The 13,761-nt window shown below is 37.3% G+C and carries 3 protein-coding genes; all 3 read left to right on the forward strand.

All coding sequences use genetic code 11. The annotated features are described in order from the left end of the window. The first annotated feature begins 498 nt into the window (after positions 1–498). The 3 genes from HHU12_RS23335 (at position 499) to HHU12_RS23345 (ending at position 13,564) form a co-directional block, all read left to right on the forward strand. Positions 499–1,404: a DUF6263 family protein gene (locus HHU12_RS23335; protein ID WP_169659155.1), complete on the forward strand. Its 906-nt coding sequence runs from the start codon at positions 499–501 to the stop codon at positions 1,402–1,404. A 728-nt stretch (positions 1,405–2,132) separates the two neighbouring features. Further along, positions 2,133–11,879, forward strand: a complete 9,747-nt coding sequence (locus HHU12_RS23340) for an Ig-like domain-containing protein (protein WP_169659156.1) — start codon at positions 2,133–2,135, stop codon at positions 11,877–11,879. Positions 11,880–12,397: 518 nt separating this feature from the next. Further along, positions 12,398–13,564 (forward strand): S8 family peptidase, encoded by a 1,167-nt coding sequence (locus tag HHU12_RS23345; RefSeq protein ID WP_169659157.1) that lies wholly within the window; start codon positions 12,398–12,400, stop codon positions 13,562–13,564. Positions 13,565–13,761 lie beyond the last annotated feature (197 nt).

Below are 13,761 nucleotides of genomic sequence, written 5' to 3' on the forward strand. Positions count from 1 at the left end.
AATAATTTTACGTAAAACACAGAATACATGAAAGTTATAAATGATTAACATTCATTACGAGGAACTCAGGAAAAAGGCTGTACAGCTTCATGTTTTTGGGTATCAAAAAACAAGCTCAATTAAAGAAATAATCTTTTATATAGAGTAGTTCATGAAAAACAAAAACTTATAGATTTTCTCACTGATAAATTTGATCAATAATTCTAAAATAGCATACGATCTTTTGGTTGTGATTTATGGACTTTTAAATCTATAAGTACAAAAATATTTAATACTAATTCTGTTTATTGTTTTGCGATTACTTCCTTCAAAAAACTTTAAATAGAACCACTATTGATACGTTTTTCAGCATCGTCCTCACAAAAAATAATTCAGAATTAGTTATCATCTATTTTTGGCTTAGTACTTAGGTCAATTAGGTATTATATAAATTTTATAGGCTAGTTGCTTGTTTGTTTTTTACATGAACAATTCTAATAAATTTTGAAATCAATGTATATGAAAAATCTATTATTACTTTTGTTGTTTTTGCCTTTTTCATTAATGGCACAAACCAACTTAAAGCTTCAAAAAGGAGAAAAATATTATCAGAATACCTCCAATACTATTGCGCTTCAACAGACTATAAATGGTCAGGAAATGAACATTAATATAGATAATGAGAGTAAAACATCTTTTCTCTTAGAGGATGTAAAGGGAGACAATTATACTTTTAGAGTAACTTTTGAGAAGCTGATATTGGGACTGGAAATGGGACCGCAGATTCAGACGTTTACCTCAATTGATGGAGTTGATCCTCTCTCTAAATTTTTGAACTTACTGACCCAGCATCACTTTGTGATTGTAATGAGCGACAAAGGCAAACTGTTAGAGGTGAGAGATATGGACAAGCTTTGGGCTGAGATAGAAAAAGAACCTTTAGAGATTCCAGCAATGCAGAAAATGCAGATGATAAATCAATTGAAGCAATCTTATGGACAAGAACAGTTGAAATCGAATTTAGAATTGATGTTTGGAATTTACCCAGCAAAAGAAGTTGAAGGAAAACAAAAATGGGTAATCAACTCTACGCTTAAAGGTGGTATTACAGCAGATTTGTCAAGAACATTTATGATCACAGAAACGAATGATGAGACTGTTGTACTAAAGGAAGAATCAATTCTATCCACTGATCCAGAGAAAAAGGATTTCAACGAAGTGAACGGAGTACCCACTCGTTTTGAGGGAGAAGGAACTATGAATTCTACCTTTACATTAGATAAGACGACAGGATGGGTGAATAATGCCTTGATTAAGTTGAATGTTAAAGGGAAAAGTATTGTTCAGATGCAGGGGCAGGAAATGACTATTCCTATGGTTATGAAATCAATCACAGAGGTAAAAAATAATGAAAAGATCAAATAGGCTGTAACATATTTAAACACCCAAATTCTTTCTATTTCAATAGTAAACTTAATACATTAAAAAGTGGGGGAAGGTGATTCAAAAACAATTAGAACATGATTGGAATATATTTTTTACTAAAAGAGATGTTTCAAACATGTTCTTAAAATAAATGAAAACTAACTAGATTCGAAGTAGATGACTTTTCAAAAATAATATTGATAGTCTTGACGATAGTAACTTTTGTAATCACCCTTTCACCACTTTTTAATGTACATTTCAATCAATACTTAGTGGGTGCGTGTTATATTATTCTTTACTAATAAACAAAAAGACGAACAGGTAAATGTAAATTGTGTTTCAGGCAGTTGTACCGTTGAAATCCAACATCCCTCGGTTTTTAACACTCAACTGTTTTGAACAAAGTAAGATTCTTTACTCCCCGAAAGTCCAAGTAATGCCAGATTCAAAATGGTAGAGCTTGGACTTTTTTTAGAATAGGCTAAAATGTAAGGTGTCACGAAATGTCACTGTAAAAGTTAAACCTTAATTTTTCATTCACGTATATTAACGAAAACCAGAACTACTACTAAATTAAAATAATCAGTCTCCTAACATTCAAAAGAACAATTGCAGTCATTTAATATTTTACATTTATATTTCAACTAACTGTTTGATATATAGAGGTGAAAATTTAATGGGTAGGATTTTTTTTGTTTATTGTTTAGGTAGTCTGTTGAACCTTTGATATGATTAATAATAAATACACTATACTCTTCTTCTTTTTATTAGGCTTGTGCCTAGTCGTAAATGTTGCAAACGCTCAAGTCGATTCATTTACACAAATTGGAAGTTCTCCTACTCAAAGTGTCATTCTCTCATGGGACCTTGAAGTGACATCGCTTTCACCTACTTCTTCTGACTTTACAGTGACAGAAGATGTAGGAGGTACGGTTACTGATGTTACATCAAGTTGTGAAATTACGGTTGTAGAAGTAAATCCAAGTTCGGATTATAGAATTTATGTGAATGTTGGTGATAATTATGCTGATGGTACAATATTCACTTTAGAATACCACCTTATGCCACATGCTGCCACTTCTTCTGATACCTATACTATAGATACAAGTGCAGGATTAGAATCGGATGTAACAACATTTTCTATGAGTTCTGCCTCAGATTTAGGTGAATTGAATAACGATGGAGTGACGAGTTTAAACAATATATTATTTACAATTAACTCTACAGCAACTAACATCATTTATTTAAAATCAGGGCTGACAACAATAGGAACTACAATCGCAACAGGGTCTGCAGATTTATTAGTTACTTCTACATTATCAGATGGAGATCATCAAATTTATGCCTACGGTGTAGATACAAATGGAGATTTAACCTTTACAAGCGAACCGGTGAGTGTGACCATTGATACTTCAACACCTGCTACACCTAACACTTTAGATTTACTAGCAACAAGTGATACAGGTGATGATGATGAAGATGAGATAACTAATGACAATACACCAGAAATCAATGTGGCATCACTTACTGTAGAAGCCGGAAATGAATTGGTTTTTGAAAGTGATATAGATGGTGAAGTAGGCCGTTTTAATTATAGTGCTACCCCTGCCGATTTTACATTAAATGCTTTAACCAATGGTACCCACAGTATCACGTGTATGGTTATTGATTCAGCCGGAAATGAGGGTGCTTCTTCTTCTGCATTATCGATCACAATTGATACAAGTGCACCATCAGATCCTGTATTAACTTTTAAATCAACTTCTGATTCAGGACGTGATGATTCTGATGGGAAAACGACAGATGATACGCCAGTCTTAAATGTAGTGGGTGAAGCAGGGACAACCATTGAACTGTTTGTGGGAATGAGTTCAGAAGGTACTTTTAGTAATGGATCAGGTGATACAGACGTAACAGCGACTACATTAACTTCAAATGCTGTTTATACCTATTCTGCAACTGTCACAGATGTAGCTGGAAATGTTTCTAACCCATCCAATGATGTTGATGTAGATTATAAAGTAGTATCAATTAGTACTCTTACAACTCCTACATTAGATGCCGGATCTGATTCAGGTACTACAGGTGATAATAAAACCAATGATGAAACACCTACCTATTCTTTTACGAGTTTGGATGATTCTGATGATAAAGAACTTATTGTGAGTAGTAGTTTAGATGGAGAAGTGGCAAGGGTTACAGTTAGCGGTACCACAGCAAGTGTGACTTTAAGTACTTTATCAGAAGGAACACATACTTTAACGTACAATGTGGTTGATGTTTATGGAAATGTAGGAGCTACTGCAAATGTGAGTTTAGAAATTGATATTACGCCACCAACTTTAACTAGTGTTACTATCGTTTCTGATAATTCAGATAACACGGCAATGGTGTCTAATGGAGACGAATCTACATTGACTTTTGTGAGTGATGAAGATTTACAGGCTTCCTTTAATGTTACATTAGGGGGTGTGACAGTAACACCATCAAAATCAGGATTGACTTATACGGCATCCAATACATTTTCAACACCAGGAGCCTATACCAATGTCGGTTTTTCAATACCTGTAGTGGATGAAGCGGGGAATGCAGCCTCAGCCGTGACAACAACAACCAACAGTTCAACCAATACGTTTTTCCCTACCTTGACCAATACTATTACTGCTCCAGGTACTGTAAATTACTGTAATTCAGAAAGCTACACATATAACGTTTCGGGTGTTACAGCATCAGGAGGATCAGGGACCTATTCTTATTCATGGCAAAGGAAAAAAGATGCAGGGACTTATTCTGATTTAAATTCTTACGGCGAAAGCTATACAGAAACATCTGGCCTTTCAAGTGGTGTCTATACCTATAGAAGAGTTGTGACGAGTGAAGGGATTCCTTTAAATTCAAATGAAATTTCAGTCAATATTAACCCAGATATTGCCAATAACTCCATAAGTTCAGGAAGTGCTACGGGCTATTGTGCCTCCATTAGTGGAAGTACTTTAGTATTTACAGGCACAACACCAACGGGAGGAAATTCATCTTATAGCTATCAATGGCAGATGAGCTCCAATGGAGGAAGTTCTTGGTCCAACCTTTCCACTGCATCCAACGCCTACACACATACACCAACAATATCTTCAACAGGCACATACCTTTTTAGAAGAAGAGTGACATCAGGAGGATGTACTGATTTTTCGAATGAACTGACTTTTGAGGTAACACCATCAATAACTAGTAATACGGTGACGAACTCCACAGGAACTTTAGTTTGTATCAACGAGCCTCTAATTGTAGCAGGTTCATTGCCTTCAGGAGGGGATGCATCCTATACTTATCAATGGCAACAAAGTTTAAATGGAGGCAGCTACACCAATATATCAGGAGGTACATCACAAAACTACTTCTTGACTAGTGTGACAACCGCGGGTAATTACACCTTTAGGAGAGTAGTAACATCGGGAAATTGTACTTCTACATCTTCTGCAACACCAACAATCACTGTGCCTTCAGTACCTAGTGGTTATACACTTTCGCCAACCACTACTAACTATAGTGATCAGCAATCAACAGGTGTAGCATTGGCGGCTTCAGGTTTAGGAGCAGGAGAAGATTTTTATTGTTCAGGTCCTGGTGTAGTGAGCACAGGAAGCGGAGCAGGCGAAAATACATTCTATCCCAATTTAGCAGGGCAGGGTACGCACGTTGTCAATTATCATATTACAAAAGGCGGTTGTGAAATTGTTGACCCTGTTTCTTTTACAGTATATGATGGTTCAAGTGTAATCAATCTTAACCCATTGTATTGTGAAGATGATCCAGCAGTTGCTCTATCTATCCCTGGTGGAACACCTTTATTTGTGGGTGGACTTCCTCCTTATACATTAATTCGTTTTGAAGGAACAGGTACATCTGGAGGGGGAGTGCCTTCTGGATCTACTTTTACGCCATCAACCGTAGTGACTTCTACCGCAGATGGACAAGATGAAACCGTGACAATTACAGCGGTTTATAGAGATAATACACTTCCAGTACCTTTGGAATTTAGTGTTTCACAAGCAGTAACTGTTACAAAAAATCACGTGGCTGATATCAATATGAGTCAGTTGAATTATTGTATTGATGCGGCTGATTTTAATGTTGATGCCAATGTAGATGGATCATTGACTACCGATGGTACATTCCAGCTTGATTCCAATGTGCCCACTTCTAGTCCTATCACAATATCACCTTCAAGTTTATCTTTAGGAAATCATACATTGACCTATACTTACACAGATGGTAATGGATGTTCCGCTTCTGATATGTTAAGTTTTTCAGTAAATCCATTACCTACAGTGAGTTTTGATTATATAGAACCTACTGATGATGGAGATTTCTGTTTTGATGCCGACACCGTTTTTCTACAAGGAAAATCAGGTGGTTCCAATGTCACATCAGGTGTTTTCTCTTCACCTGACGCGATGGCAGGGGCAATTATCAGTTATGGAAATGGTAAAGGTGCTTTTATTCCCTCAATGGGGAATGGAAATGAATTTGATTTGAATAAAGATTTCACGATTACATTTACCTATACAGATGGCAATTCATGTGTGAATTCTGTAGACTCAACAGTCTCAGTTTATGGATATGATGAAGTGGAATTAGCACGAAGTTCGGCCTCTGATTCTGTATGTTATAGTGATGGAGATGTGAGAATTACACCAATGCAAATGGGAGTACTTTACAGTGGTACAGGCGTATCATGGAGTGTGGATACTGGTGCAAGCAGTTTTGCAGTCCAAGGGGATGGAACCATACTTTTCCGTCCTTCAGTTGCCGCAACAAATGCAGGAGAAACAAGTACAAGTGATTACTCTACACACGTCATTACTTATTCTTATGAAAATACAGAAGGTTGTACAAGAGAGGTGAAAGATACATTATATGTAAAGCCCCTGCCTATAGCTCCAACTTTGATTTCTACAGTGCCGTCTTATTGTTCTCAAGATACAGGACTGAGTGATTTAGAGGTTTCAGGTGTAACAGGAGCACAGTTTGCATGGTCTGCAGATGCCTCTTTTTCTACCATATTGAGTTCTACAAATACACTCACTCCAGCCGATGCACCAACGGTGTCTACGGTGACAACAGTATCTTATTGGGTAAGACAGACCAATGCAGAGTCTTGTACTTCTGCTCCATTAAAAATTGATATTACGATTTATCCAAAAGCACCCGCTCCAAGTTTATCAGCATCTAATCAGACTACTTATTGTTCAGGGACCTCAATATCCGCACTGTCAGTGGCTACTCCAGGCAATAGTATAAAATGGTATTCTGATGCAGGGTTGACCACTCAAGTAGGTTTTGGTGATAGTTTTACCCCTGCCATCAACACAAATGTATCGGCAGATTCAACAGTCACTTTCTACGTTACAGAAACTACAAATGGCTGTGAAGGGTTGCCAACTTCCACTACTTTGACCATTTATAAAACACCAGATCCACCAACATTCAATCCTGTAGCATTATTATGTTCAGGTGATGCTTTATCAAGTTTAAGTATCGCCTCAGGTTCTAATGTAAGATGGTATTCTGATGCTTCAGCCACTACCTTATTAGGTACGGGAAATAACTATTTACCTTCTTTTGCTACTGATGTTGTCAATGATTCTACAGTTACAATTTATGCTACAAGTAGATTGAACGGTTGTGAAAGTGTCACTTCATCTGTTGATATTAATATTAATGCACTCCCTTCTCCACCTACAGTTCCTGCCATTTCACCTTATTGTGAAGGAGATGTGATAACATCCATGACGGCAAGTGGTGAAACAGGAGCAACCTTTGAGTGGTATTCTGATGAAACACTGTCCACTTTGGAAGCTACTACCGCTTCTTATGACCCTATGATGAATGCACCAAGCTTCCCAACTTTAGATACTTTGAATTTCTGGGTGATTCAGATTGCAACAGATGGATGCGAAAGTGAACCTTTAGAAGTGGATATTCCAGTTTATCCAAGGCCAGTGGCACCTACCTTATCCGCAAGTAATCAGTTGGTTTATTGTTCCGGTGAAGTGATTAATCAATTATCGGTTGCTACAGCTGGTAATAGCATAAAATGGTATTCTGATGCAGGATTAACAAATCAAGTAGGTTTTGGAGATAATTTCACACCTGCGGTTAATACAAATGTATCAGCAGATTCAACAGTGACCTATTATGTCACAGAAACCACAAATGGTTGTGAAGGAGCATCAACATCTACCACATTAACGATTTACAAAACACCTGACGCTCCAACATACAATCCAGTAACATTAGTATGTTCAGGCGATGCACTGTCAAGTATTTCTGTGGCTACAGGCTCTAATGTACGATGGTATGCGGATGCTTCAAAAACGACATTATTGGGAACAGGAAACAACTATTTGCCTTCATTTGGTACAACTGTAGTCAATGATTCTACAGTCACTATTTATGCAACTAGTACATTGAATGGCTGTGAAAGTGTGGTTTCATCCGTTGATATCAATATCAATGCATTACCTGCAGAACCAACTGTCCCGGCGGTATCTCCTTATTGTGAAGGTGTGACATTAGCGGCAATTACAGCCTCAGGTGAAACAGATGCCAATTTTGAATGGTATTCTGATGAAAGTTTAACGACAAGAGTAGCCACTACAGCCACTTTCGACCCAATGCAAAATGCACCAAGTTATCCTACTTTAGATACCTTGAATTATTGGGTACTTCAAATTGCAACAGACGGCTGTATCAGCCCAGCCTATAAAGTGGATATTCCAGTTTACCCAAGGCCTTTAGCTCCTTCACTTGATGTCAATAATCAATTAATTTATTGTTCTGGAGATATCATTGCATCATTATCAGTAGGCGCTCCGGGAAATAATATCAAGTGGTATTCAGATGCTGGGCTTACCAATCAGGTGGGTTTTGGTGATAGTTTTACCCCTGCAATAAATACCAATGTAGCGGCGGATTCAACGGTCACTTATTATGTCACAGAAACTACCAACGGCTGTGAAGGAGGAGCAACATCAACCACCTTGACCATTTTCAAAACACCTGATGCTCCAACTTTCAATCCGGTTGCACTTATTTGTAGTGGAGATCCATTGCCAAATTTGAGTATAGCTACTGGTGTAAATATCAGATGGTATTCTGATGCTTCAAAAACAACACAACTTGGATTGGGAAATAATTATCTACCTACATTCTCTTCAGTAGTGTCAGAAGATTCTGTGGCTAGTTTGTATGCAACAAGTACCCTGAATGGTTGTGAAAGTGCAGTAGGTCAGGTAGATATATCCATTAATGCATTGCCGGAAGCTCCAGTAGTCCCAACGATTGCACCTTATTGTGAAGACGATATGATCCAGTCCATTACAGCTTCAGGGGAAAGTAATGCGAACTTTGAGTGGTATACAGATGAAGGTTTGACATTAAGAATTTCTACTGATCAAGTTTTTGACCCAGGCATCAACGCACCTAGCTTCGCAACGCTTGACACCATTAATTACTGGGTGGTTCAAATCACACCTGACGGTTGTAGTAGTTTAGCCACAAAAGTGGATATTCCTGTCTACCCAACTCCATCAAAACCAATCGTTGATAACAGAAGCCCTGTATATTGTTCAGGCGATGAAATTCAGCCGATCACAGTAACATCAGGAAGTAATATAAGATGGTATGATGATGATCAATTGTCAAGTATTGTATCTACCAACACTTCTTTTACACCTCCTGACCCTAACAGTTTACAGGACTATACCAAAACATATTATATTACTCAAACCGTAAATGGCTGTGAGAGTGATACCACAGAAGTGACCATGACCATCAATAGAAGACCTGATATTCCTACAGTGGCAGCAACTCTAAGTTATTGTTCTGGAGATGTGTTGCAGCCCATGATTGTATCAAGTATAGCTGAAGATGTGACTTGGTATTCTGATGCGTCTCTAACGAATGTTGTTGGAAATACCAACTCTTTTACACCGACAGATTCTACAGTGGTCACTGAAACCACAACCTATACCTATTATGTCACAGATGCACATTTAGGTTGTGAAGGACAGCCACTTCAGTTGGATATTGTCATTCATCCTTTGCCAATTTTTGATTTATTCGGTATTGAAGAAGGGCAGGTGTTTTGTCAGAGTGATGATAATCCATTGGTGATTACCACAGTTTCGGGAGGCGTGCTAACCTCTTCAACAGGGGCATTAATACGATCAAATAATGAAGTAGTATTAGAAAATTCACCTTTAGGAAACCACACCGTACGCTATACTTATACCAATGAAAATAGCTGTGTGAATTATGTGGAAAGAAACTTTACCATTGTCGATATCCCAGAAGTAGACTTTGATTATGAAGTGTTCTGTGATACCAAAGTGGTGCAGTTCAGAGATTTGACGACTACCGAAGATTCAACATTTATTACAAGTTGGTTCTTTGATTTTGGTGCAGGTGAAGGCTCTAAATTTATTACAAGTGCTGATTCAGCTGCATCATATGAACATACGTTCACTACTAGTGGCTTTAAAACGGTGACTTTAACAGTAGAAACCAATGCAGGTTGTACAACAATTTCTACTTCTAAAAGTGTGTTTATAGGTACACCTCCTCAAGCTGACTTTGAATGGAAAATATCAGAATTTGGAACTGATATGGAATTTGAAGAAATGTCATCTGCGGTAGATTTTGATACTTTATCATCATGGGAGTGGGATTTTGGAGATGGAACCAATGTAATGATTGATGCGAATTCTAATTCTAACGGAAATATCACACATAGATACAATCAGATAGGTTCTTATAATGTTGATTTGACTGTTACCACAAAAAGAGGTTGTTCTAAAGTAGTTTCCAAATCAGTTTACGTTATTCCAAGAGTTTATCTTACCAATGAAGAAGATCAGTACTTTGAAGACTTCAATGGTACCGATGGAGGCTGGGTGCCAAGAGGTACAGCGTCAAGTTGGGAACACGGCGTAGCACAAGGTGAAAATATTATCACTGATACCAAAGTGTGGGTTACCAATCTTACCACCAACTATAATGTAAGTGAAGATTCTTACCTCAATACCCCTTCTTTTGATATATCAGGTTTAAGTCGCCCTGCCATAATTTTTGATATGCAGTTGGATGCAGAAGCCCATATTGATGGTGTGACCTTACAGTATTCACTTGATTCAGGCCAAACATGGAATGTACTCGGAGATGTAAATGATCCTATTAATTGGTACAACAGTTCAAATATCCTTTCAGACCCTGGTAGTCAGGTAGGCGGAAGTAGTACAGATTCAAAAGGATGGACCGGTAATACTGCAGAATCGGGAGGTATATTTAGAGAAAATAGATCTATCCGTCACAATTTAGATCAGTTTATTGGAGAAGAGCATCTAAGATTGAGATTTGCATTTAAATCAAACTCAGACCTTGAAGATGAAGGGGTATCTATTGATAATGTATTTATAGGAAACCGTCAGAAAGTAGTGGTTGTGGAAACGATGACCAATGCTGGGCAACAAGAAGATAGTAGAGAATTACCAGATTTAGATTCCGTACTGAATACGATTGATTTAGACGTCTTAGCCATTAATTACCATATTAAAGTGGATGGAAGAAGTGATTCTTTAAATATTGATAATCCAGAGCCATCAAGTGGGCGAAGATTTTATTATGGTATCACTGATGCTCCAAGTACTATTATAGACGGTAATGGCTTTAACGGACATACCGAAGACTTTATCAATGACTATCAGAATATTATTGCCAAAAGAGCATTGTTAGACCCTGAATTTGATATCAGTATTAGTTTGCCCAACCCTTCAGAGCCAGATGAAATTCAAGTTACGTTAACCTCAAATGGTAGTTTCTCGGCAGATTCATCAGAAATTGTAGTCCATGTGGTCACTGTTGAAACGGAGATATTTGGGGTAGAAGTAAGTGAGGGTGTATTTACACATCATAGTGTAATGAAGTCGATGAGTCCTGCACCTGGAGCAGAAGGAACCAGTTTCTTTGGTAGAAGTTGGTCGCCGGGAAGTCAGGAGATCTTCACCGTGGCTTGGGACAATCCTCAAGTTTATGACACCGATAAGGCAGAAGTAATCGTCTTTGTACAGGATAATAACACCAAAGAAATTTTCCAAGCCATAAGAAGGGATGTCTCTCATTTAGTATCAACCGACCCTAAAAACGTGACAAGTAATGACCCTTCTACTGATATTGAAATGAAAGTCTACCCGAACCCAACATCCGGTTTAATCACTGTGAGTTGCCCTACAACATTGCTGAATTGCCAATGGGTGCTGACAACACTGGAAGGAAGACAAGTAGGAGAAGGATCATTTACTGGAAATAAGTACACTGTAGATTTGAAACATCTTCCTTCAGGAATTTATTATCTGAACCATTTTGATGAAAAGGGACAGGTTGGTAAAGCACAGAAAATAGTGGTGAATTATTAGTCTATTGACAAAGCATTTAATTGTTCTGGAGAAATAATTTTTAATAGGAGGCACTGTAGATGTTCAATGAGAACCTTCTATAAATGCCTCCTAAAAAACATCTAAAAACCTTATAATGAAAAGTAAGGTTGTTGCATTTAGTGTTACTAACTGTATTATATATCTGATATTGTGTTGGCTATAACATTGAACATCGATGGGTTTTTAAATATTAAAATGTGTTAAAATTAATTTAATGATAACTCCCTAAAATTGAAACATCATTTTATAACAGTTTTAATAAATTATAAGAATGAAAGAGATGATAAGAATATTAAATAACCATTGTTTATTGTGTTAAATTGTACTATTCTTAGATTTATACTTTGTGGTAGCTCTATTTTTTGAATGGAAGTAAAACCCAATGATTTTTTAATTTGAAAATATTATCATAACATTGCTGGCACAACAATCTCATTACTAACTTCCATATTCTAAAACACAATTAAATGATTAATTCAATTATTAAACGCAGTTACATGTTACTCATTGGCATGTATATGATTTCTTGTACAACCAGCGAAGAAATCACTCTAAATGAAACTAACGACCAAGATTTGCTTAGTATTGTCGAAGACAACTATGTCGTTTTTTTAAAGGAAAGTCCAAATTCCAATCTTCGAAAATCCCAATTCACGTATCTTGAAAGACAAGAAATGATGACGGTAGAAGCAAACAGTTTTGCTATGGAATACAAGATTCCAAACCTTGATGTTCATAACATCTATGGTGGCGTTCTTAATGCTTTTTCTATTAAAATCTATAACAAGTCGACATTGGATCAAATTAGTAATGATCCAAGAGTGTTAAGAGTTATAAAAGATGAAATAATCACGCTTGACAAGCCAAGTACAAACCAAGTTACAGTCTCTTCTTCTCAAACTACCCCTTGGGGAATCAACCGTGTAAACGGAGGAGTAAGTTATAATGGTAACAGTGTAGCTTATGTTTTGGATACAGGTATCGACCTTGATCACCCAGACTTAAATGTGAATGCATCTTTAGGGTTTAACGCATTTTGGTATGGAAGAGATGGTCGTTCTTTGGATGATTATAACAGTCACGGTACACACGTTGCCGGAACAATTGGTGCAATCAATAACAGTATCGGTGTAATCGGTGTAGCAGCAGGCGCTACAGTTGTCCCTGTAAAAGTGTTGAATTCTAGAGGAAGCGGTTCTTACTCTGGTATCATTGCAGGTATTGATTTTGTTGGTGCCAACGGTCGACCTGGAGATGTTGCGAACTTAAGCTTAGGCGGAGGCGGTAATACAGACCTCGATCAAACGGTACAAGCAGCAGCTCAATCTTCAGGAGTAAAGTTTATTTTAGCTGCAGGAAACGAATCTCAAAACGCAAATAATGTTTCGCCTGCAAGAGCAAATGGCCCTAATGTCTATACAATTTCAGCTTCAGACGTCAACGATAACTTTGCTTCATTTTCTAACTATGGATCACCAGTTGATTGGTGTGCACCAGGGGTAAATATCTTATCCACAGTTCCTGGCGGACGTTACGCGTCTTATAATGGTACATCAATGGCAGCTCCACATGCTGCAGGCGTCTATCTACTAGGAAGTGCAAAAACTTCTGGCACTGTAAATAACGACCCTGATGGTAATCCAGATCCAATAATCAGTAGATAAGTACTTGAAAAAAAGTTATTCAACTTTTTTAATGAAGAATTAAGAATGTAGAAAAATGGACCGTGTCGTGGTTCTTAAAGTGCTTTTTTTATGATGCTTCAGCGGACGTTGCAATGCAACATCCCTCTAACGGTATCCATCATAAATGATATTCTACAAAAAATTGAAAGTAGAATATAGAAACGTTGTAATACAAC

The sequence above is a fragment of the Flammeovirga aprica JL-4 genome (genome assembly GCF_012844305.1).
Classification (GTDB): domain Bacteria; phylum Bacteroidota; class Bacteroidia; order Cytophagales; family Flammeovirgaceae; genus Flammeovirga; species Flammeovirga aprica.